General features: G+C 64.5%; 19 protein-coding genes and 1 pseudogene. 6 read left to right on the plus strand and 14 right to left on the minus strand.

Annotated features, from left to right (window positions below; all coding sequences use genetic code 11):
- Positions 1-29 precede the first annotated feature (29 nt).
- Both B0G69_RS17240 and B0G69_RS17245 read right to left on the minus strand, forming a co-directional pair.
- Positions 30-1274, minus strand: a complete 1245-nt coding sequence (locus B0G69_RS17240; RefSeq protein ID WP_121318929.1) for a CoA transferase — start codon at positions 1272-1274, stop codon at positions 30-32.
- Positions 1271-3037, minus strand: coding sequence for an acyl-CoA dehydrogenase family protein (locus B0G69_RS17245; protein WP_121318931.1), 1767 nt, complete (start codon positions 3035-3037; stop codon positions 1271-1273). The genes B0G69_RS17240 and B0G69_RS17245 overlap by 4 nt, the downstream gene beginning before the upstream one ends.
- 109 nt (positions 3038-3146) lie before the next feature.
- Between B0G69_RS17245 and B0G69_RS17250 the strand changes: the two genes are divergently transcribed.
- A complete protein-coding gene (locus B0G69_RS17250; protein ID WP_121318932.1) occupies positions 3147-4073 on the plus strand; it encodes a LysR family transcriptional regulator in 927 nt (308 codons plus the stop codon).
- On the opposite strand, the gene B0G69_RS17255 is transcribed toward B0G69_RS17250, so the two are convergent.
- Positions 4043-4360 (minus strand): single-stranded DNA-binding protein, encoded by a 318-nt coding sequence (locus tag B0G69_RS17255; RefSeq protein WP_121318934.1) that lies wholly within the window; start codon positions 4358-4360, stop codon positions 4043-4045. The genes B0G69_RS17250 and B0G69_RS17255 overlap by 31 nt on opposite strands.
- 224 nt (positions 4361-4584) lie before the next feature.
- On the opposite strand from B0G69_RS17255, the gene B0G69_RS42740 reads away from it, so the two are divergent.
- The gene (locus B0G69_RS42740) at positions 4585-4713 is read left to right on the plus strand and encodes a hypothetical protein (RefSeq protein ID WP_277873544.1); all 129 of its coding nucleotides are present in this window, start codon (positions 4585-4587) and stop codon (positions 4711-4713) included.
- A 431-nt stretch (positions 4714-5144) separates the two neighbouring features.
- Here B0G69_RS42740 and B0G69_RS17260 read toward each other — a convergent pair whose 3' ends face one another.
- Complete coding sequence (locus B0G69_RS17260; RefSeq protein WP_121318936.1) at positions 5145-6083, minus strand: LysR family transcriptional regulator; 939 nt, start codon at positions 6081-6083, stop codon at positions 5145-5147.
- Positions 6084-6491: 408 nt separating this feature from the next.
- Positions 6492-7403, minus strand: a complete 912-nt coding sequence (locus tag B0G69_RS17265) for a LysR family transcriptional regulator (protein WP_121318938.1) — start codon at positions 7401-7403, stop codon at positions 6492-6494.
- 138 nt (positions 7404-7541) lie between these two features.
- On the opposite strand from B0G69_RS17265, the gene B0G69_RS17270 reads away from it, so the two are divergent.
- Entirely contained in the window at positions 7542-8285 is a 744-nt protein-coding gene (locus tag B0G69_RS17270; RefSeq protein ID WP_121318940.1) for an SDR family oxidoreductase, read from the plus strand.
- A gap of 170 nt (positions 8286-8455) precedes the next feature.
- Here the strand turns inward: B0G69_RS17270 and B0G69_RS17275 are convergent, their stop codons facing one another.
- The 3 genes from B0G69_RS17275 to B0G69_RS17285 all read right to left on the minus strand — a co-directional run bounded on the left by B0G69_RS17275 (position 8456) and on the right by B0G69_RS17285 (position 12207).
- Positions 8456-9481: an aldo/keto reductase gene (locus B0G69_RS17275; protein WP_121318942.1), complete on the minus strand. Its 1026-nt coding sequence runs from the start codon at positions 9479-9481 to the stop codon at positions 8456-8458.
- A gap of 156 nt (positions 9482-9637) precedes the next feature.
- Positions 9638-11353, minus strand: a complete 1716-nt coding sequence (locus B0G69_RS17280; RefSeq protein ID WP_121318943.1) for a tetratricopeptide repeat-containing glycosyltransferase family protein — start codon at positions 11351-11353, stop codon at positions 9638-9640.
- Positions 11354-11640: 287 nt separating this feature from the next.
- Entirely contained in the window at positions 11641-12207 is a 567-nt protein-coding gene (locus B0G69_RS17285) for a DUF4142 domain-containing protein (protein WP_121318944.1), read from the minus strand.
- 394 nt (positions 12208-12601) lie between these two features.
- Here B0G69_RS17285 and B0G69_RS17290 point away from each other — a divergent pair, with 394 nt between their 5' ends.
- Entirely contained in the window at positions 12602-13573 is a 972-nt protein-coding gene (locus B0G69_RS17290; RefSeq protein WP_121318945.1) for a chemotaxis protein, read from the plus strand.
- A gap of 48 nt (positions 13574-13621) precedes the next feature.
- On the opposite strand, the pseudogene B0G69_RS17295 reads toward B0G69_RS17290, so the two are convergent.
- Positions 13622-14552 (minus strand): annotated as a pseudogene (locus B0G69_RS17295) (LysR family transcriptional regulator).
- A 131-nt stretch (positions 14553-14683) separates the two neighbouring features.
- Between B0G69_RS17295 and B0G69_RS17300 the strand changes: the two are divergent.
- Positions 14684-15598, plus strand: a complete 915-nt coding sequence (locus tag B0G69_RS17300; protein ID WP_121318946.1) for a DMT family transporter — start codon at positions 14684-14686, stop codon at positions 15596-15598.
- Between the two features lie 189 nt (positions 15599-15787).
- Here the strand turns inward: B0G69_RS17300 and B0G69_RS17305 are convergent, their stop codons facing one another.
- From B0G69_RS17305 to B0G69_RS42745, 5 genes are all read right to left on the minus strand, one after another.
- Positions 15788-17035, minus strand: coding sequence for an amidohydrolase family protein (locus B0G69_RS17305; RefSeq protein ID WP_121318949.1), 1248 nt, complete (start codon positions 17033-17035; stop codon positions 15788-15790).
- Between the two features lie 61 nt (positions 17036-17096).
- Positions 17097-18404 (minus strand): MFS transporter, encoded by a 1308-nt coding sequence (locus tag B0G69_RS17310; RefSeq protein WP_121318951.1) that lies wholly within the window; start codon positions 18402-18404, stop codon positions 17097-17099.
- Positions 18405-18581: 177 nt separating this feature from the next.
- Positions 18582-19499 carry a LysR substrate-binding domain-containing protein gene (locus B0G69_RS17315; RefSeq protein WP_121318953.1) on the minus strand — a complete coding sequence of 306 codons (918 nt, stop codon included), beginning with the start codon at positions 19497-19499 and terminating at the stop codon, positions 18582-18584.
- A gap of 284 nt (positions 19500-19783) precedes the next feature.
- A complete protein-coding gene (locus B0G69_RS17320) occupies positions 19784-21046 on the minus strand; it encodes an MFS transporter (RefSeq protein ID WP_121318954.1) in 1263 nt (420 codons plus the stop codon).
- Between the two features lie 63 nt (positions 21047-21109).
- Complete coding sequence (locus B0G69_RS42745; protein ID WP_277873545.1) at positions 21110-21238, minus strand: hypothetical protein; 129 nt, start codon at positions 21236-21238, stop codon at positions 21110-21112.
- 72 nt (positions 21239-21310) lie between these two features.
- Between B0G69_RS42745 and B0G69_RS17325 the strand changes: the two genes are divergently transcribed.
- Positions 21311-22966 (plus strand): hypothetical protein, encoded by a 1656-nt coding sequence (locus tag B0G69_RS17325; RefSeq protein ID WP_147440735.1) that lies wholly within the window; start codon positions 21311-21313, stop codon positions 22964-22966.
- Positions 22967-23196: the final 230 nt, after the last annotated feature.

A 23196-nucleotide genomic window follows, 5' to 3' on the forward strand; every position in this document is an offset into this window, starting at 1 on the left:
TGCGTGCCGTCGCCGGAAAAACGCGCGCGTCAGCTTTGGACCATGTCGGCCTTGAGTACGCCCGCTTCGAACAGACGCTGCTGGGTCGCCGCGTCGATACCCAACGCGTCGAGCACGTCGCGCGTATCGGCGCCGAGCGACGGCGGCGCATTGCGATAGGTCGCCGGTGTGCGCGAGAGCTTGATCGGTGACGCGGTGCCGCGGTACTCGCCCATTTCGATCACCATGCCGCGATGCAACGTATGCGGATGCCTGGCGACGACATCGACGCTTTGCACCGGGCCGCACGGCACGCCTGCGTTGATCAGCGCCTGCGCGAGCGGTTCGCAGTCGTGCGTGGCGAGCAGGCTTTCGAGCGCGGCCTTCAATGGCTCGCGATGCGCGCAGCGGCTGCGGTTGTCGGCGTAGCACGGATCGTCGGCGAGTTCGGGCGCGCCGAGATGCGCGCACAGCTTCGCGAACTGCCGGTCGTTGCCGACTGCGAGAAAAATCGGCGCGCTCGCGGTGCGGTAGCTGTCGTAGGGCGTGATGTTCGGATGCGCGTTGCCGCTTCTCTGCGGCGTGCGGCCCGAGCCGAAATAATTCGGCAGATGGGGATGCAGCAGCGACACGCCGCAGTCGTACAGCGCGATGTCGATCGACTGGCCGCGCCCGCTTTTCGCACGCTCGGCGAGCGCGAGCAGAATGCCGGCGAGCGCGTTCAGACCCGTCACCATGTCGACGACCGGCAGGCCGACACGCGTGGCCGGGCCGTCACGCTCGCCGTTCATGCTCATCAGGCCGGTCATCGCCTGGATCGCGGCGTCGTAGCCGGGCAAGCCGCCGAGCGGACCGTCCGGACCGAAGCCCGATACGGCGCAGTGAATCAGTGTCGGAAAGCGTTCGCGCAAGTCGCGCTCGTAGTCCATGCCCCAGCGCGCGAGCGTGCCGGGCTTGAAGTTTTCGACCAGCACGTCGGCGTCTTCGAGCAGCCGCCACAGGATCGCGCGTCCTTCGTCGCGCGACAGATCGACCGCGATGCCCTGCTTGTTGCGGTTCACGCCCGCGAAGTACCACGCGGTGTCGCCGTAGAACGGCGGGCCCCAGCCGCGCGTTTCGTCGCCGTCGGGCGGTTCGAGCTTGATCACCTGGGCGCCGTGATCGGCGAGCGCCTGTGTGCAGTAAGGACCGCCGAGCACGCGGCTCAGGTCGATGACCTTGATGCCTTGTAGTGCGCCTTGGGTGGTTTGGGTGGCTTGCTTGTCTTGCGTTGCATGGTTCACGAATGCGGTCATTGCGCGCCTCCGGCCGGCAGCAGTTGCAGCGCCTCGTCGAGCGTCACGTCGCGGCCGTCGACCAGCGCGCCGATCACTTCGCTGTCGTCCGTCGCACTGCGAGCGTCGAGCGGATCGGACGGCAACAGCTTGTGCCGCACCACCAGATGCGCGAGCGCGAGACGCCGGTAATCGGGCGCGAGGCGCGCGCCTTCGCAGGCCATCAGCACCGCCGTGCTCGCGTGATACAGCGCCGAGCCGGCCTGGCGAACCCATTCGTCGCGACCCGACTCGGCGACGCTCGCCAGCGCGTCGCAAGCGCGCGTCAGGGTCGAGCGCAGCAGCGCAAGGCTGGTCGCAGGCAAAGCAGCCGCACCGAGCAGGTCTTGCAAGTAGGCACGCAACGGTTCAAGCGCACCGTCGCGCTTCGCAGCCCGCGCGATGTCGAGCGCGACGATGTTGCTGGTGCCTTCCCAGATCGAGCCGAGATGCGCATCGCGCACGAGCCGCGCGTCGCTCCATTCCTCGATATAGCCGGTGCCGCCGCGCACCTCCATCGCGTCGCCGGTGACGCGGCGCGCGTCGCGGCAGGCGCGGAACTTGATCAGCGGCGTGAGGATGCGCACGCACTTCGCCGCCTCGCGATCGCCCGCGTCGGCCCGCGGCAGCAGCAGCGCGATGCGTATGAACATCGAGCGCGCCTGCTCGGCGGGCAGCATCATCTTCATTAGTTGCCGCTGCATCAACGGCATGTCGATCAGCTTGCGGCCGAACGCTTCGCGATGGCGCGCGATGTGCAGCGCCTCGGTCAGCGCACGACGCATCAGCCCCGCCGCGCGCACGCCATTCGACAGGCGCGACATGTTGATCATGTCGGCCATCTGATGAAAGCCGCGCCCCACTTCGCCGATCAGATACGCGAGCGCGCCTTCCAGCACGATCTCGCCGCTCGCCATCGAACGGCTGCCGAGCTTGTCTTTCAGACGCACGATCCGGTAGCGGTTGCGCGAGCCGTCGGGCAGCGTCTTCGGCAGCAGGAACAGGCCGAGGCCGTTGATGCCGGGCGGCGCATTGTCGGGACGCGCGAGCACCATCGCCAGATCGGCGTCGGCATTCGAACAGAACCATTTGTCGCCGTACAGGCGCCACGCCGCGTCGCCGTTCGCATCGGTTTCGAGCGCCGCACGCGTGGCGATGCGCGCGACGTCGGAGCCGGCCGCCTGTTCGGTCATGAACATCGCGCCTTGAAACAGCGTGTCGAAATCGCGCGAGGCCAGCATCGGCAGAAAGCGCGCGACCAGTTCGGGCGCGCCGAATTTGCGCAGCGTGCGCGTGAGCGAATCGGTCATGCTGACGGGGCAGCACAGGCCGAATTCCGCCTGCACGAACAGGAAGGTCAGCGCGTATTTGACGAGCGGCGGTGGCGGTGTCCTGCCGTCGCGGGTGTCGTGGCTCAGCGACGCGAGCCCCAGCTCGGAATACGCGACGCGTTCCAGCGCGACGTAATCGGGGTGCTTGTCGATGCTCTGCAGCGCTTCGCCACGGCGCGTGCGATGACGCAATTGCGGCGGGTTCCGGTCGGCGGATAGCGCCCATATGTCGAGTTCGCCGGATGCGCGCTGGCCTAGCTCAACGAGCTGGCTTTCGAGTTCGTGGTACAGCTCGTCGCCGAGATGCAGCCTGATGAGGCGCGCGAAATCCGGGTCGCTCGTGAAGAAGTTGATGCCGCGGCTATCGGGAATGTTGGACGAGCCGTGCGCCGGCTGCGCGATGATTTCGCTCATGCTTGTCTCCTGTCTTGTGGGAGGAGCATAGAAGCGGCTTCGATAATCGTCTAATACAACTTATATCCGGTACGATAGACGCCGCTTATCGATAACGACGGAGACTGCCGTGGACCTGAAGCAATTGCGCTATTTCGTGGCGGTCGCCGAGGAACTGCATTTCGGCCGCGCGGCCAAGCGGCTGTTCATCTCGCAACCGGCCTTGAGCTTCGACATCCGCAAGTTCGAAGAACAGCTCGGCGTGCAACTGCTCGCGCGCACCAACAAGTCGGTCGCGCTGACCAACGCCGGTCAGGTGCTGCTCGGCGAAGCGCGCCGCCTGCTATTGCAGGCAGGCGAAGCCGAACGCATCACGATGCGCTCAGCGCACGGCCTCGCTGGCCGCCTGCGGATCGGCTTCGTGAATTCGATGCTGTACCGCGGCATGCCGCACGCGGTGAGCCGTTTCGAGGCCGACTATCCGGGCGTCGAAATCGAATTGAAGGAGATGAACACCAGCGAGCAGGTGCATGCGCTCCAGCGAATGCAGATCGACATGGGTTGCGCGCATTGGGGCAACTTCCCGTCCGACGTCACGTCCACGCCGGTGTTTGCCGAGCCGTTCCTGTGCTGCCTGCCGGCCGATCACCCGCTCGCGCGCAAGCGCCGGGTCGATCTGCGCGCGCTCGCACAGGAGCCGTTCATTCTGTTTCCGCGCACCGTGTCACCGCATTATCACGATCTGATCATCGCGCAGTGCGTGAGCGCGGGGTTCAGTCCGTTGATTCGCCATGAGGCGCGCCTGTGGCAGACCGTCGTCACGATGGTCGGCTTCGGCATGGGGGTCGCGCTGGTGCCGTACACCTTGCGGCAGGTGCAGGACCCGCGCGTGTGCTTTTTGCCGCTGCGCGGCGAGACGCTGCTATCGCAAGTGCTGCTGTTGCGCAGGAGCGGCGATGCGGAGCCGGTCGCCGACCGCTTCGTCGAGTACCTCGACGACGCCGCCGGCAAGTCCGCCAAAGCGCCTCATTCGCCGCCGTCGAGGCGCCCGTCGTAAGCGCTCAACAGCTTGTGGGCGATCATGTCGATGGCCGGTTTGACGAGGCCGTTCTTGTCGGTCCAGACCTTGGGCGTCAAGGTGCCGCTCAGGGCGACGCTGTCGGCGTCGCCCAAGGCGAGCAGCGCGGTTTGCACGTCGTCATCGAATGCAATCACGTTGACGAAGATCGTGTCGCCGTCGTTGGTGGCCGCGCGCACCTTGCAGGTGACGAAGCGCCTGCCGTTCTGCCCCGTGCGGATCTGAGCCTCGCCGTATAAACGTCCTCCCACCAGTCCTTCTATCATTGTGTCGCTCCAGTTATTGCGTGTTCCGAGGGAGTTTTTCTTTGGGCGTGTTCCGAGGATACTGCTGTCGGGCGCACCTCAAGGGCCATTCCTTCGGGTGTATCGTGCGAAAGGGTTGTCGCCTGACGCGGTGCGTATGATCCCATGAGAAGCCGCGCGGCCCACGCAGAAAAACAGGTGTCGGCAGATTGCCGCAGGGATGGCGCCTCGCTGACGCGCTCGCCATGGACCTGTTGCTGGCCTGTCAGCGATTTGCCGCTTTCGGTCAGCGGTTCATCATGCGCCGTCGCGCATCAATCGCCAACCATCATGCGCCGACTTGTCGAGACACGCTGGACGTTGACCTCTGCTGATGACACGCACTGAAGGCCGCAAGGTGGATTGATCGCGGGCAGTCACTTCGCGCGCCTCACCATCGCATCGCGGTAAATCTGCCAGTCCGACTGCCCGCCGCAAAACCTCAGGCCGTTGGCGATAGTACAAACGACACGAGCGCGTCGACGAATTCCCGCGCGGAAACTCAACGTTCGGCAGATGTACCGCGGGCAGCATCAGCAACGTCGCGCCTGGAATAGTCTTCGCCATCTGCACTCTGTCACTCGCTGCCGTCACCGGATCGTGCTTTGCCCCAGTCGCAAGGGAATACGGCCCGGCAGGAACGCTCGACGCAACGTCAAGCGAACCAGATCGCAGACAGCTCGCAACTCAAACGGAATACCGGCTCAACGTTAAACGACCAACGCGGCCAAGGAGCCCCCGCAACGGCAACACCCCCACACCCACTTCAACGCTGAACGCCTCCCAACCCAAGCGTCATATCCACCCCGCGCACGAGCCGCTTCGCCAGCCGCGGTTGCCGCAACTGTTCGAGCCACCATTGCAACGCGCGCCCCTCATGATCGCCACGCCACGCGACGTACAACACGTTCGGCTCGCGCGGATCGGCGGTCGTCTTCTCGACCAGCTCGCCCTGCTTCAATAGCGACGCCACCCGCTGACGGGGCAGCCACCCCACCCCCAAGCCGTCGCGCTGCGCGAGAATCTTTGCCCGCATGCTCGGCACCGCCAGCGACGCCTGCCCGCCCATCACGCCATAGGCCCGCCCCGCCGTCGTGCGCGACGAATCGGCCACCACCACCGCGCGATGTTCGAGGATCCGCTCGCGGCCGAGCGGCCCTTCGACAGCCGCCAGCGGATGACGCGGCGACACCGCGAACACCCAGTCCATCACCCCGAGTTCGAACCAGCGCAGGCCGGGAATCGCCGGCGGCTCATTGGTCGCGCCGACGATCAGATCCGCGCGGCCGTCGCGCAACGCTTCCCATGTGCCGCTCAGCACTTCGTGCGTGAAGCGCAACTTGACGCCCGAGTTGAGCGCATCGAATGCGCGCACCACCGGCATCAGCAGCTCGAACTCGAGGATCTCATCGGTGACCACCCACAGCCGGTCCTCCCAGCCGCTCGCGATCTGCTTCACGCGCTGCGTCATGCGCGCCATGTCGAGCATCAGGCGCGCGGCTTCGTCGGCGAGAAGCTGGCCGGCGGGCGTCAGTTGCAGCCGGTAGCGACGCCTGTCGAACAGCAGCGCATCAAAGCGGGTTTCGAGTTGCCGCGCGGCATGCGACACCGTGGACGGCGCCTTGCCGAGGCGCGCCGCCGCGCGCGACAGGCTGCCGGTCTCGCGAATCGCGTCGAGCAAAGCCAGTTCGTCTTCGGACAACATGTCCCATTCCTTCGAACAAGTTTGACGAAAAGATGGTACGGCAACGCGCTGCTGGGCGTCCACTATAGCGATATGGCGGCCGGCAAAGGGCCGAATAGATCGCGCGATGTGCCTTCGGAAAAATCGCATGAACAACGCCGCCCCGCTTTAACCCGACGGCGGTACAGGAAGGTGGAACATTCATTGCGCGGCGCCGATCCTCGCTACAGCGGCCGCGTCACAACTGCAGTTGGTGAAGACGTGACGCTCATGCAAACAGATTCCGTCGCTCCTTCGTCCGTGGCTGGTCTGCGCGTCGATAATGTGGCGCTCGCATCGCCTCACCATAAGGCATCCATGCGAGCCACCGACTGACGGCCTCGCGCCTACGCTCCCCGTATCGCCACCAAGCCGTCCGCGCAGCCTCATTCACACGCCGCCCCGCGCCGCCCCGCCGGCCGCCTCGAAAATATCCCGCAGCCACTGCGCAAACACCCGCACACGCGACGACAACTGGCGATTCTGCGGATACAGCACCGAAACCGGCATCGGCGGCGGCGGAAAATCCGCGAGGATGACCTTCAGCCGCCCCGCCGCCAGTTCCCCCGCGACCCGGTATTGCGGCACCTGCACGATCCCCAGTCCGGCGAGCGCCGACCCGGCATAAAGCTCGGCGCCCGTCACCGACACCGCCGACGGCAGCACCATCGCGCTATCCCGCCCGTCGATGCGAAATTCGAGCGGCACCGGCTTGCCGGTCGCGCTCGATACGTAATTTACTGCGCGGTGCATGGACAGCGCCGCCGGATCGGCCGGCTCGCCATATTTCGCGAGATACGCCGGACTCGCCACCGTCACCTGCGGCAGTTGCGCGACGCGCCGCCCCACCATCGACGAATCCTGCAGATTGCCCGCGCGCAGCACGCAGTCGATCCCCTCGCGCACCAGATCGACGAGGCGATCGTCCTCACCGATTGTCAGTTCGATCTCGGGATAGCGCGCGAGAAACGCCGGCAGCGCCGGCACGACGAAGTGCCGCGCCAGCGTGCCCTGCAGATTCACCCGCAACAGCCCCTTCGGCGCGAGATTCGAGAACGAACCCTCGGCCTCTTCCATGTCGGCGATCAACCGTACGCAGCGGCGGTAATACGCCTCGCCGTCATGCGTGAGCCGCACCGTGCGCGTGGTGCGCTCCAGCAGCCGCGCGCCGAGCCGCTGCTCCATGCGCTTCATCAGATTGGTGACGGTCGCGCGCGGAATCTGCAGGTCGTCCGACGCGCGCGTGAAGCTCTGCCGCTCGGCGATCCGCACGAAAACCCGCATTTCCTCGAAGCGATCCATGGTTGGCATCCCGGGCGGTTAGATGCCGCCGATTATTAAAGTAAATGGAATGATTATGCCCAGTCTAACCCGATTATCTACGCCGCAAAAGCGTCCATGATTCACCTCGCTAACTCACCACCTCGAAGGAAACGAATCATGAACACGCTCAACAACGCTCAAGTCGCCATCGTGACCGGCGCATCCCGTGGTATCGGCGCGGCGGTCGCGCAACGTCTCGCGAAGGACGGTTTCGCGGTTGCCATCAACTACGCATCCAGCGCGGCCGAAGCCGATGCATTGGTCACCGAACTCACCGCCGCAGGCGCAAAGGCGATCGCGGTGCAAGCGGACGTATCGAACGCCGACGACGTGCGCCGCATGTTCGAAGTCACCGAACAGCAGCTCGGCAAGGTGGACGTGCTGGTCAACAACGCCGGGGTGCTCAAGACGGTGCCGCTCGCCGACACCAGCGACGCGCTGTACGACCAGACCTTCGACATCAACGTACGCGGCACCTTCAATACGCTGCGCGAAGCGGCCGCGCGGATGAACGACGGCGGGCGCATCGTCAACTTCTCGAGCACCACGCTCGCGCTGAACATGCCGGGCTACGCGATCTACAACGCGACCAAGGCGGCCGTCGAAGCCTTCACGCACGTGTTCGCGAAAGAACTGCGCGGCCGCAACATCACCGTCAACGCGGTGGCGCCGGGCCCGGTCGCGACGTCGCTGTTCCTCGACGGCAAGACCGAAGAACAGATCCAGAACTTCGCGAAGATGCCGCCGCTGCAACGCCTCGGCCAGCCGGACGATATCGCCTCGGTGGTGGCGTTCCTCGCAAGCGCGGATGCGAGCTGGGTCAATGGTCAGATCCTGCGCGCGAACGGCGGCCTCGCTTGAGGCGACCGACTCGCTGCGGGCGCCCGCGACGCATGCGGCAAGCGCGTCGCGAGCGCGCCTCGCGCGGCCTTCACGGGCATCGCATTTTCAATTGAACTGAATCGAATCGGAGGAAAAAATGGGCAAGAACATCGTCCTGGTCACGGGCGCCGGTACGGGCATCGGCGCGCTCACACCGCCTTCGGATTGCGCTCCTCGAACCCTTCCTGGTGCCAATAGGGATAAGCGGGGCGCACGGCGCTCGCCGCGTCGAGTTTCGCAACCTGTTCGGGCGTCAGGTTCCAGCCGACCGCGCCGAGGTTCTGCCGCAATTGCTCCTCGTTGCGCGCGCCGATCAGGACCGTCGACACCGTCGGCCGTTGCAGCAGCCAGTTCAACGCGATCTGCGGCACCGTCTTGCCGGTTTCGGCGGCGACCTCGTCGATGGCATCGAGCACGCGGAATAGATATTCGTCCGGCACCGGCGGGCCCATGTCGGCGGTCTTGTGCAGCCGGCTCGAATCGGGCAGCGGCTGGCCACGCTTGATCTTGCCGGTCAGACGCCCCCAGCCGAGCGGGCTCCACACCACCGCGCCCACGCCCTGGTCGATGCCGAGCGGCATCAGCTCCCACTCGTAGTCGCGGCCGACCAGCGAGTAGTAGGTCTGATTCGCGACATAGCGCGGATAGCCGTAGCGGTCCGCGACATCCTGCGACTTCATCAGATGCCAGCCGGAGAAATTCGACACGCCGGTGTAGCGGATCTTGCCGGCGCGCACGAGATCGTCGAGCGTCGACAGGACTTCGGCGACCGGCGTTCTGGCGTCGAAGCCGTGCAACTGGAACAGGTCGATGTAATCGGTTTGCAAGCGTTTGAGCGCGGCGTCGACCGCCTGGATCAAATGGAAGCGTGACGAGCCGACGCCGTTCGGGTCGTCGTCGAAACGGAAGGTCGCCTTGGTCGAGATGATCGCCTTGTCGCGCTTGCCCTTGAGCGCTTCACCGAGCACCGACTCAGATGCGCCCTTCGAATAGATGTCCGCGGTGTCGAACATCGTGACGCCCGCGTCGAAGCAGATGTCGATCAGGCGGCGCGCTTCGGCGACGTCGGTGGCGCCCCACGCCTCGAAAAGTTCGCCCTTGCCGCCAAACGTGCCCGTGCCGAAACTCAGAACCGGCACCTTGAAACCGGATGCACCCAGATGTCTGTATTCCATTGTTGACTCTCCCGTGGCCTAGCCGTCGATAAAACGGACGTTCAGTCTACGCGTGTCTGAATAAATGCGTCGATGGGATGGCTGGCGATTGGCGGCAACGCGATGCACGACGAGCGAATCAACCTCACCGTCCACGAACAGGCGCAACCGGCTTCCCTACTCTCTCCCTCCCGCCGACGCGCTCAACGCTTCCCGCGTGGCCCGCATCACACTGTCCCAATCCCCCAACGCAGGCTGCCTGAACAGCCGCGCGCCCGGATACCACGGCGTATCGCTGCGCTCCAGCAACCAGCGCCAGCAGGTGTCGAAGCGGTTCAGAATCCAGACCGGCTTGCCCAATGCGCCGGCCAGATGCGCGGTCGACGTATCCACCGAAATCACCAGATCGAGGTTGGCAACGAGTGCGGCGGTATCCGCGAAATCGTGCAAGTCTTCCGTGTAATCCACGACGCGCCCGCTCAGCGCGCTAACCCGCAACTGAGACGCCGCTGCGCCTTTCTGCAGGCTGAAAAAGCACACGTCCGGCACCTCGAAGATGGGGGCGAAGCGTTCGAGCGCGATCGAGCGGCGCTCGTCGATCCTGCGCAACTCCGCGACGTGCGAGCGGTTTTCGCCCGCCCACACGAGGCCCACTTTCAGACGGCGACCGGCCTGGGTGTCGATACGCTCGCGCCATGCGCGCGCGGCCTCGGCATCCGCGAACAGATAAGGCGTGAACGCCGGAATGCTCGCCTCGTCGGTCCTGAATGCGAGCGGCAAACTCAGCAGCGGACAGTGGCAATCGAACGTCGGCAACGGCCGCCCCGCTTCGACCAGTTGGCCGACACCGTCGAGCGTGGTCATCAGGCGCATCAGCGAGGACGGCACTTCGAGCACGACCTTAGCGCCGAGCTTCGACACCAGCGCGGCATAGCGGCAAAACTGCAGCGTGTCGCCAAGCCCCTGCTCCGCGTGCAACAGAATCGTCTTGCCGTCGAGCGGAAAATCACCGAGCCACAGCGGCTGCGCGAAACCGCGCCTCGCCGCCTTGATACGACTGCGCTCCCAGCGCGATTCGTATTGCCGCCAGCCGGCTTCGAACCGCCCCATTCGCAGCAGACACAGCGACTGGTTCCAGCGCGTTTCCACCGATTCAGGATCGAGCGCGAGCGCGCGCTCATAACTCGATAGGGCCTGCGCATGCTGATCGAGATCGGTCTGTGCAAGGCCGAGATTGTTCCATGCGTCGACGAATGCCGGCGCCAGTTCCAACGCGCGCCGGTAGCTGTGCTCCGCTTCCTGCGGCCGGTTCATGTCGGTGAGCACGTTGCCGCGATTGCTCCACGCCGCGGCATAGTCGGGGCGCAACGCGAGGGCGTGATCGAGGTCTGCGAGCGCGTCGCCGGCGCGGCCCATGTCGCGCAACAGGCACGCGCGATTGTTCCAGAACGGCGCGGCCTGCGGCATCGACGCGATGGCGCGATCGAAAGCGGCAAGCGCATCGAGCGGCCGGTTCAGACCGGCCAGCGCGTTGCCGCGATTGTTCAATGCGTCGGGGAAATTCGCCTGCAATGCGAGCGCGCGATCGGCGCTGGCAAGGGCTTCGGTGTAGCGCTGCAATGCATTCAGCGCGTAGGCCAGGTTCGAATGAACCGGCGCCTGTTTCGCGTTGACGGCCAGCGCCTTTTTGAGCAGATCGCTGCCCTCTTGCGGACGGCCCGTTTGCAGCGCGAGTTCGCCGAGCCATGTCAATGCATCGAAATGGCGCGGCTTGAGTTCGAGAATCTCGCGATAGAGTTCTTCGGCCTCGACGATCGCGCCGTTCCGCTGCAGCGCGACGGCTTGCCGAAGCATGTACTCCAACTGTTGCGGCAGATTGCCGGGCTTGTTCATACGGTCAGCTTCGATGGGATGCGCGAGAAATCGCCGGTGCGGTGCCGATGCGCAAGGCGTCGGGCGAGACGCTGCGCGTAGCACGCAAGAAAAGAGCGATTATCGTCGAAAGCACCGCTTCGAACCACTGCTGGCCTGCCACGCGAAGCGCGGCGTGCGGCGTGCATGCGTGGCACGCCGGTTTTGCGCCGGGCCGGACATTCCCGCCGTCCGGCCCGCGCCGCGCGCATTACGTTTTACGCGTCACGCACCGGCGACGAGACATGACGCAACACGCGTCAAACCCCTTACTGCGCCGTGCCCGACAGATGCTTGCGCTTCGCGAGATCCTGCGCCATCGCGTAGTGCTGCTGAATGGTCGGCAACGCCTTCTTCGCCGCGTCCTTCAACTGCTCGTCGCGACCCGAGGCGATTTCCGCCTGGAACGCCGACAACGTTTTCTGTTCGCCGGCAAGCGCGACCTGTTCGATATACGTCTTGTCGAACTCCGCGCCGCGCAGATTGTTGATGCTCGCGAGCACCGCCGCGTCGGGATCGTTCTTCGGCACGTCGACGCCGCGCGGGCTCGCTGCGCGCAGCGCGTCCGAGATCTTCGCGTTATCGGTCGAGACGCGTTCGGCAAATGCCTCCACGTCGCGGTCGGTGGAACGCGACGTGGCGATGCGCGCGGCGTCGCGCTGCGTCGCGATGGCCTGGGTGCCGTCCGCGATGAAGGTCTGGTCGGCGGCATGCAGACGGCCCGTGTCCGCCGCTGCCGGTGCGGCTGTTGTGGTCTGAGCGCTGGCCGCGGTGGCGACAGCCAGAAGGCCGGTCATGCAGGCGCTGGCGAGGGTGGCGAGAGGCAAGCGGATCATATGTTCTCCTTGAGGTGGAAGCGAAACAACAGCGATGCGTGTGCGCGTCGAACAACACACTGCGGGCAAAATTGCAGCCCCACCTGGGGCCGCCGACGGCGTCACGCTTTTATCGCTGTCGATTCTAGGAGGCGCGCGAAAGACCATGTGAAACGGTGCTGTCGCTTCTGTAACCTTAGGTAACCTTCATAACAATGCCTTGACATGCAGGTATCGCACGCATTTCACGCGTTCGGCCCGACGCGTGCGTGTTAACCGGACGATGCGATTAAAACAGCGCGGAACCCCTGAATTTTTCTCAGACCGCGCCGATAACCCGAAGGTAAGCCACGCGCCAGGGGCCGACGCAACACTGCATGGCGCACGACACACGGCGCAATCCTGGAGAGATTCGATGGCGGAAGAACAGCGAGCCAATCACGAACGCAGCAACCTGACCAGTTCCAACAAATTCGAGTTGTTGCTGTATCGCCTCGGCAGCGTGCCGGGCAGCGACGCACACGAGCTGTATGGAATCAACGTCTTCAAAGTGCGGGAAATCTCGACCATGCCGCCGGTCACGCCGATCGCCGGTTCGTCGCCGTTCGTGATGGGCGCGGTGGATATTCGCGGGCAGATCATCCCGGTGATCGACTTGCCGCGTCTGATGGGCTGCGAGCCGACCCGCGGTCTGAACATCCTGCTGGTCACGGAATTCGCGCGTTCGACGCAGGCGTTCGCGGTCGAGGAAGTGGACGATATCGTGCGGCTGGAGTGGAACCAGGTGCTGTCCGCCGACGGCACCGCGGGCGGCAATCTCGTCACCAGCATCGCGCGCATCGACGGCAATACGGGCGATTCGCGGCTCGCGCAGGTGATCGACGTGGAGCAGGTGTTGCGCGACGTGTTTCCGTCACAGCACCCGAGCGTCGATCCCACCTCGGTCGGTGAGGCGCTGGGCATCCGCCCTGGCGCGAAGATTCTCGCCGCCGACGATTCCGGTTTCGCGCGCAAGCTGATCGAGCAGGCCTTGAGCGCGATCGGTGCGGACTACGTGATGACCAAGACCGGCGAAGAAGCGTGGAATACCTTGCAGCAGGTCGCGTGCGCAGCGCAATCGAGCGGCGCGCGGGCCAAGGACCATATCGCGCTCGTGCTGACCGACCTCGAAATGCCGGAGATGGACGGCTTCATGCTGACGCGCCAGATCAAAGCCGACGAACGGACCCGCGATATTCCGGTGATCATCCATTCATCGTTGACGGGCGCGGCGAACGAAGCGCACGTGAAGAATGCCGGCGCGAATGGGTACGTGGCGAAGTTCGCCGCGGCTGAACTGGCCGATGCGATTCGGCATGCGCTGGGGGCGGTGCCGGCGGCCGCCTGAGGTTGTAAGAGGTGGCGCGAGGTCGATTACGCTCGTGCGCCCGGTGCGTCAGTTTGCATCGAGGCGCTCGCGCAGATGCTCGACCAGGTAATCGATCAATGCCCTCACCTTCGGCGGCAAAAAAACGGTTCGGCGGATACAGCAGCCACACCGTGCCCTCGTAGGCGCGCGCTTCGAGACGCCAGTCCGGCAGCACCTGCACCAGTTCGCCGCTCTGCAACGCGCGCACGGCGGCAAACTCCGGCACGCTCGCGATGCCGAAGTCCTGCTGCGCGGCTTCGAGCCGCGCGAGCGCATGGTTGGCGATGTAACGCCCCTTCACATCGACGCTTTGCGTTTCCGTGCCGCGGCGAAAGCGCCAGCGGTTGTCGTCGGCGGTTTCGCCGAGATAGATGCAGTCGTGCTTCTGCAGATCGCGCGGCTGCGCAGGCGCGCCACGCTCGCGCAAATACCCGGGCGACGCCACCAGCAACCAGCGCACCGCGCCCAACCGCCGGCCCGCCAGACCTTGCGGCGGATGCTCGGTCAGACGGATCACCAGATCGACGTCGTCGGCGAGCGGATCGACGTCGTGGTCGGTGAAGAGCAGTTGCAGATCCACTTCGTCATACGCACGCAGGAAGCCGGCGATCAGCGGATGAATCACCGCCTTCGCGAACTGGGTCGGCGCGCTCACGCTCACCTTGCCTTGCGGCCGTCCAGCCAGTTGCCCGGCGGCGTCGACCGCACCCGACGCGGCGCTCACCATGTCGCGGCAGAACCGCACCACCTGCGCCCCCGATTCCGTGACCCGGACCGTGCGCGTGGACCGTTCGAGCAGACGGGTCGCGAGCGCGTCCTCGAGCCGCTTGATCTGCCGGCTGACCGTGGACGGCGTGCTGCCCAACTGACGCGCGGCCACCGAGAAATTGCCGGCATCGACGACGCGTGCAAACACTGCCATGTCCGGCAGCAGCGCGAAAAGCTCGGTGGTGGTCATTGGGGAGGCTCTCTCGGCGGGGCATCGATTAATGCGTTTGCGACATATAAGATGTGCGTGACGACCTGATTATCGCCTTACGCGCAAAGCTCGACAATACGCGCTCCGTAGTTCGCGGTCGAGGTCTTTCAATGTCGAAACAAGAACGTCTGCTCCTGCAGTCCGATCTGATGCTGCTCGCGGTCGCAGTGGTATGGGGGACCAGTTACGGTGTCGTGAAGAGCGCGCTGGTGTTTTATCCGGTGCTGGGCCTGCTGGCATTGCGCTTCGGCATCACGTTCGTGATCCTGTCGCCCGCGTTGCGCCACCTGCGCGCCGCCGACGCCCGCACGCTGCGCGGCGTGCTGATCGCCGGCATGCTGCTGCTCGGCATCTTCCTGTGCGAAACCTTCGGCATCCTGATGACGCGTGCGGCCAACGCCGCGTTTCTGATCAGCCTGTGCGTGGTGTTGACGCCGCTCGTCGAATGGTGGCTGCTCAAGCGCCGGCCGAGCCGCATCGAATGGGCCGCGGTGGCGCTGTCGCTGCTCGGCGCGTGGCTGCTGGCCGGCGATGGCGCGCTGAGCTTCAATCCGGGCGACGCACTGATCCTGCTCGCCGCGTTGCTGCGCGCATTGACTGTGTGCGTGACCAAACGCGTGATGCGCGATTCGGCGCTGCCGCCCTTGTCGGTGACTGCCGTTCAGTCGGGTGTGGTGGCGTTCGGCAGCGCGGCGGCGGCGTGGCTGTTTGCGCCGCATCAGCAATGGCAAGCGGTGCCGACGCTGAACGGCCACGCGACGTTCTGGGCCTACGTCGCGTATCTGGTGCTGGCCTGCACGTTGTTTGCGTTCTTCGCGCAGAACTTCGCGATCAAGCGCAGCAGTCCGACGCGCGTGTCGCTGCTGATGGGCAGCGAGCCCGCGTTCGGCGCGCTGTTCGCGAGCATCTGGTTAGGTGAACGGATTTCGGCGACCGCGTGGATCGGTGGCGCGCTGATCGTCGCCGCGTCGATTCTGGCGACGGTGCGCTGGAGCGCCTGGCGCACGAGCGTCGCGCGGGCGTGACGGGAACTGTCCCGGCGCGATGCTGGCGACGGCACTCTGGCCGGTCTGGCGCATCTCGCACGTCTGGCACGAACGCCCGCTTGGGCGTGGAGAAACTGACGCTGCGTGCCCGCAGCGTCACCGTGCTGGGAAAGCGCCGGTGCCATGACAGCCGGGCGCAGCTTGCGCGAAGCGGCGCCCGATGGCGAATCAGTGCGACGCGACGACGCCCCGCTCGCTCACCACTTCGCCTCGCTGCAACACATACGCGAGACGCTCGCCCTGCCCGGTCAGCACGCCGATATCCTTCAGCGGATCGCCGTCGACCACCAGCACGTCCGCAATCGCGCCCGCCTCGATGATGCCGAGTTTGCCCTTCAACTCGACGATGTCCGCAGCGATCGTCGTGGCCGAACGCAGCGCTTCCAGATTACCGAGCACCTCGGCGCGAATGCGCAACTCGTCGCTCTGGAACGTGTGCATCTCGCCAAGCAGGTCCGAACCGAAACCCATTGGCACGCCCGCATTCGCATAGATCTGCAGCGAATCACGCCCTGCCTGGCGCACGGTTTCGAGCTTCGCGATCGAATCGGCCGGCAAGCCGTAGTCGGCGCCGTGTTTGGCCAGCGCGTCGTAGGTGACGAGCGTGGGCACGACGAACGCGCCATGCTCGCGCATCAGTTGCGCGGCGGCTGCGTCGACGAGGTTGCCGTGTTCGATCGTTCGGACACCGCAGCGAATCGCCCGCGAGATGGCGCGGCCCGTGTACGCGTGCGCCATCACGTAGGTGTTGGCCGCTTGGGCTTCGGCGACGATCGCGCGGATTTCGTCCTCCGAATACTGCGTGTTGCTGATCGGATCGGTCGGCGACGCGACGCCGCCCGACGCCATGATCTTGATCTGCGTGGCGCCCTTCTGGATCTCTTCACGCACGGCGAGCCGCACCGCGTCCACGCCGTCGACCACACGCGCAATCGCGCCCGCGCGAAACGCGCATGAGCACGGTTCGAGCACGTCGCCGCGCGGCCGGAAATCGCCATGACCGCCGGTCTGCGACAACGCCTTGCCCGACGGGAAAATTCGCGGCCCCGGAATCAGGCCGCTTTCGAGTGCCTGCGTCAGCGCCCAATCTGCGCCGCCCGCATCGCGCACGCTCGTGAAGCCGCGCCCGAGCATCGCCTTCAGAATCGGCAACGCGCGAATCGCGGTGAGGATGTTCGGCTGCGCCGCGTTTACGCCGAGGTTCGCGCGTGAAGCCAGCACGTGCACGTGACAGTCGATCAGGCCAGGCATCACCGTCTTGCCGCGCGCGTCGATCACGCGCGCGTTCGGCAGGTCGACGGGACGATCGGTGACTTCGACGATATGGCCGTTTTCGATCACGACATGATGATGTTCGAGCAACACGCCCTGTGCGAGATCGAGTACGCTGCCGCCACTGATTACCGTAATGCTCATTGATATCTTCCTGACTGGATGAAGGAAACCGTCCGGCCCTCGGCGGGCCGCACGCGCCGCTTCAGGCGCGGCGTCGGCGCGAATCGCGCACGAAGAAGGTACCGGTGAGGCTGATGGCCGCGGCGATCATCACGTAGATCGCGGGCGCCATGTTGCTGCCCGTCGAGGCGATCAGCCACGTGATGAAGAACGGTGCGAAGCCGCCGAAAATCGTCACGGCGAAGTTGTAGGCGACGGACAAGCCGGTCGACAGCACCTTGGTCGGAAACAGTTCGGAGAACGCAGCGAGAATCGGGCCGGTGTACGCCGCGATCAGCAAGCCGAACACGCCCTGGAACACCATCAGCGACGCGAGGCCCGGCGTGTGATTGATGTAGGCGAACATCGGCCATGCGAGCAGCAGGATCGAGACGGCCGCGCCGGACAGGAACACGCGGCGGCCGAAGCGGTCGGCCAGCTTGCCGACCACCGGCGAGAAGCACATGATCATCAGGCCGCCGAACATGCCCGCGAAAAAGCCGGTGGATTGCGGCAGATGCAAGGTGCGCACCGAGTAGGTCGGCATATAGAACAGCAGCACGTAGGTGCAGACGGTCCACAGAATCACCATCGAAAAGCTCGCGAACGTCTCGCGCGGAAAGCGTTGGAACACTTCGGCGAGCGGCGAATCGTTCTTCGCTTCGTCGGCCACCGCGCTGAACGCCGGCGTTTCATCCATGCGGCTGCGGATGAAATAGCCGACCGGTCCGATCAGAATGCCGATCAGGAACGGCATTCTCCAACCCCACGAGTGCAACGCGTCCGCGCTCAGGTTGGTGGTCACGAAGGTGCCGACCGCCGCGCCGAGCAGCACGGCGAAGCCGATGCTCGACTGAATCCAGCTCGAATAGAAAGCGCGCTGATTCGACGGCGCGTATTCCGTGAGGAAGGCGGTGGCGGTGCCCATTTCGCCGCCCGCCGAGAAGCCTTGCAGCAAACGCGCGATCACGATCAGCACCGGCGCCCACAGGCCGATCTGGTCGTAGGTCGGGGCGAGGCCGATCAACGCGGTGCCGCCCGCCATCAGCAGAATGGTCAGCGAGAGCGCCGCCTTTCTGCCGACCTTGTCCGCATACACGCCGAGCACGATGCCGCCCACCGGCCGCATGAAAAAGCCCACGCCGAAGGTCGCGACCGCGAGCAGCAGCGAACTCAGTTCATTGCCGGTCGGAAAGAACAGCTTCGCGATGATGACCGCGAAAAAGCTGTACACGGTGAAGTCGAACCACTCGAGCCCGTTGCCGAGCACGGTGGCGATGATGGCGCGGCGCCGTTGCCGCGCGAGCGAGTCGACGCAGAGTGCGACGTTGGATGAAAGCGTTCCCTGCATGGTCTCTTTCCTCATCTGGCTGCCCTGTCAGGCGAAAGTGTCGGCAACGCGCCGCGCCATGAGCGAGCGGCGCCTTCGCAGGCATAACACCGATCCTAGAGACACCTGATTTGTTTTCGAAACGAAAGATTCGCATGCACGCATGCGCGTAGCGCATGCGAAGCGGGATTCAGGGAATTAAAAGGCCGTCCTGCCCATCTGCGCTTCGGCCTGCTCGAACAGCCAGCGCGTGAAGAGGCGCGCCGCCTGGTTCTGCGAGCGATCGTTCGGCGACACCACGTAATAGCCGCCGCCGTGACTCGCCGACGCCTGCGTCGCGCGCACCAGCAGCCCCTCGCTCAGGCACGCGTCGATCATATGCCGCCAGCCGAGCACCACGCCCTGGCCGAGAATCGCCATCTGCACGAGCTGCGGATAGTGATTGACGACGACCGACTGCGGCGCGGTCGGCATCTGCACACCATTCAGACGAAACCATTCGGGCCAGGACATCCATTGGCGCTGGCCGTCCTCCTGCATCAGCAGGGTTTCGTGCGCGAGGTCCGCGGGTCCGAGCACACGCCCGGCGAGATATCCGGGCGAACATACCGGGTACACCTCTTCGTCGAAGATACGGCGTGCGGTGAAATGCGGTTCGGCACGCTGACGGCTGTAGTACAGACCCACGTCGAATTCCGCGGGCGACAGCGACGCGAGACCGTCACGCACGATCATTCTGATCTTCACGTTCGGATGCGCCGCACGAAACGCGCCAAGCCGGGGCGTGAGCCACAATACCGCGACGCCGGACGAGCACGCAATCGTCAGTTCGAGATCGCCGTAGCGCTTCATCACGTCGAGCGTGGCTTCGGAGCAGGTGGCGAGCAGCCACTGCACGTGCTTTGCGTAGCCTTCGCCGGCGATCGTCAGACGCAACGCCCGATGCTCGCGCACGAATAGCGAGCGGCCAAGAAAGTCTTCGAGCTGGGCGATCTGCCGGCTCACCGCGCTTTGCGTCAAATGCAGTTCGGCGGCGGCCTTGGTGAAGCTCGCATGCCGCACGGCCGATTCGAACGCGACCAGACACTGGAGCGGAGGTAAAGGGGCGATGCGCATGATGATGATGGCCGAGTGACGATCGCACCATCATAGCGGGTGCCGGCATCGGCTCCAGGGTCGTCGTTGTGTGACGATGGGCAGATGGGGTATGCGCGTCACACCGGCTCTGGTTGCCCTTCGTGGCGCTCCAGCGGAGCATGCAGGTGTCACGCGCACGGATGCCTCGCGAAATCGTCGCGCGTCATGCGGCCCTGGCGCGGACTCGAGGTGGCCTCAATCGCGCGAGGCGCGCATTTGCATGCCACGCGGCCGATCCTGGTGAACGCTGTCACGACTCTCGATCAACTGCTTGGCGCCAGTTCCTCTCCACGCTCCAGCGAGCGGGTGTCGCGCAGTGCCGGAAACAGCTTCATCCACAGCAAGGCGACCGTGATCGTCGCGATGCCGCCGACCAGCACCGCCGTCCGCGCACCCCACCAGCCCGCCGTCACGCCCGATTCGAATTCGCCGAGTTGATTCGAGGTGCCAATGAAAAGCGAATTGACCGCGCTCACACGGCCGAGCATTTCGTCGGGCGTGCGCAATTGCACGAGCGAGAGGCGCACCACCACGCTGATGGTGTCCGACGCACCCAACGCCATCAGCGCAAACAGCGACACGAAGAATTGATGCGACAGACCGAACACCACCGTGGCCAGGCCGAACGCGATCACGCCGCCGAACATCGCCGCGCCGGGCCGGTTGCGTAACGGGAAATGCGCAAGCCAGATGGTGCCCGCGAGCGCGCCGATCGCGGTGCCCGAGCGCAGCAGACCGAGACCGAGCGGCCCAGTGTGCAGCACGTCGCGCGCGAAGATCGGCAACAGCGCGGTCGCGCCGCCAAACAGCACGGCGAACAGATCGAGCGAGAGTGCGCCGAGAATCACTGGCTCCTTGCGGATAAACGCGATGCCCGAAAAGATCGACTCGAGCGTCACGGGCGCGCGGCTCGCGGGTTTCGTTTGCAGCGGGATGCTCCACACGGATGCGGCGGCGGCCGCGAACGACAGCGTGCACGCGAGGTAGGCAGCGCCCGGACCGATGCCATACAGCAGACCACCCAGCGCGGGACCGGCGATCTGCGCCGTCTGATTCGCGGAGGTAGCCCATGCGGTCGCTTTCGGCAAATAGCCGCGCGGCACGACGGCGGGCAATAGCGAGGCGACCGCGGGCGATTCGAACGCGCGCGCCGCGCCGACGCAGGCGGCCAGCACATAGATGACCGGCGCACTGATCCAGCCGCCGAAGGTGCCGAAAGCGAACAGCAACGCAGCGACGCTTTCGAGGCTTTGGCAGATGGCTGCGATGCGGCGGCGGTCGTAGCGGTCGGCGACGTGGCCGACCACCAGCGTCAGCAGGAACATCGGCAGAAATTGTGCGAGGCCGACGAGACCCAGCGCGAAGGCGCTATGCGTGAGCGCATAGATGTGCCAGCCCATCGCCACGGCGAGCATCTGGAATGACAGCGACGACAGGATGCGCGTGCACCAGAAGCGCTGGAATGGGGGGTGTTTCGGGAGGCTGAAGGTCGGGGAATCGGCGGGGTCGGCGGGAGACGGGGGCATCGGTGGGTTGCTCTTTACGTAGCGGGCTTGGGCGGGCGCTAGTTTAGTGCAAGATGCGCATCACTACGATGTCGAACCGCCTGCGGCTATCTCGTGAACCTTGCCGGCCGACTCGACGACGACGTCGCGGCGGCTCATCGCAAGGGGCATCGTGGTGTAGAAAAGGCCCGCGATCACGCCGGCTGCGGCCATTCTGCGCATACTCCTGAACTGTAGATATTTGCCGTGCGTTACACTTTCGGCTCGAACCGGAGACCGCCGCCAGTGCACAGAATTAAATCCACAAATCGTACAACAGAATTGCTATCGTTCCTCGTCTTTCTCGCGGGGATAGCGGCGGCAACTATCACCCTGGCGGTAATCGCCCGGACGTATCTCCCCCTCTTCTCCAGCGATTACGAGCAGGTTTTTTTTCGCGCCGCTCAATTGAAGCACGGAGAGATCAGCGTCGCGGACTTCGTGTTTCGCCGACAGGTTGACCACCCACATTTCATTGTCTTCAGCTTGGCGTATCTGGATGTCATGTTCTTCGGGGGGCGCGCATGGTTGCTGTACGCGGCCAGCTTTGCATTTTGTTTGGCGACCATCGCAACAATCTCAGTGTCCATCTTTGAATCTGAACGGGATCGCGCGACACGCTTCGCGCTGATTGGTCTTGCAACCTTCCTTCTGCTTGGCCCTCAAAACATAGGCATCCTTGAGTGGCCGTTTCAGGTCACATTGATCGGCACCGCGTCTCTGATAACAGTAGCCTCGTATTTACTCACGCGCGATCAAACTGTGTCGAAGTCATTCGTCGCCGGGCTGCTCTTCGCTGTCGCGATCATCAGTCATGGGGCTGGCGTTCTGGCGATTCCTGTTCTGATCGCATTCGCTTTAATAATGCGCAGAAAGAGCTTCGCCGTTATTGCGGTTTTGCTGACGGTGGAATTTTCGGTGTACGCGGCTCACTATCCGACGACACCTCATATCCACCTGGCGGCGATATTAGCGAAAATGATCCACGCGCCGTCTGCCTGGCTCGGGATCCCGGCATACGTCTCGTATCTGCTCGGACACGGAGTGGCGTTCGGAGCGCTGAGCACTGCCGCCGATGCGATCCTGGGTGCTGTTGGACTCTGCGCCTATTTCTTTTCGATCGTCCGGTTTGTACGCTTCAAACAGGGCAGTGCGCACCTCGTGTTTATTTCGACCCTCGGCCTGCTCGCCTGTTTGACGAGTGTCACACTCAACATCGCCTACGAGGACTTGCGCAATGCGAATGTGAACTTCAGCTATTTTTTCGCGGTTCGGTATCTGCCGTGGACTGCCCTCTTCTGGATCGGAACATTTGCGAATTCAATTAGTGCCGCCCGCTCGGTGTGCGTTGTGGCGCCTGCGATCTCCGCGGTGGCGGCCGTCTTTCTCGTCATTGGCTCAATTCCCGCGATTCAACGGACTAACGCGGACTTCTCCGCGCGAGTCGCCGTCCTCGACAATTTCGGTTGTCTGGAGAAAGTTTCCGCATGTGTGCTTTCGCGCGCCGTGAGCCTGCCGGTCGATTCAGTTCGTCCATGGAGCGCGAGGGTATTCGGGTGGCAGCGGGAAGTCGGCGTATCGAATCTTCCCAGCGAAAACGCCTGTGTTGGAGGAGCGCAAACCAAGTTTTCGCGGGACTCGATACTGGAACACGTCATCAGCGTGCAACCCGCCGACTTCTCCGACGTGAATTGGAGCCGGGGCATATCGAGAACGCGAGCGGGCTTCTTCGTCAGCAATGCTTCGGTAGTGGCGGATTTGAAGCCGTGCGACGTCGTCAAGCTGGCCGACGGCACGGTCCGCGGAATCGTCGAGATCGATGGTCGTAACGTCTATGTTGAAGGTGGACTGTTACCAGCCAGTGCAGGCTACCCCGCCATGATCGAAGTAATTCAGCACTAGCATGCGAGCCGCATTGCGCGGTCGTCTCATTTGCTGCGAGTGAAAGGCTGCCTCGGATTTAGTTGAACAGTAAGCGTGTTGCGGACCTTGCAATTACCCACAACTCTGTTGCGAAACCTGGTAACCTGGCCTTCGTCATATTTCGTGTGCGAGCGAGATGGCCGGCAACCGACAGGCGGACGAACGAGCGGGGTTCGACAAGGAGGTCCAGGCGAGCGAATTTCAGGATG

The sequence above is a fragment of the Paraburkholderia sp. RAU2J genome, from assembly GCF_003634845.1.
GTDB lineage: Bacteria > Pseudomonadota > Gammaproteobacteria > Burkholderiales > Burkholderiaceae > Paraburkholderia > Paraburkholderia fynbosensis.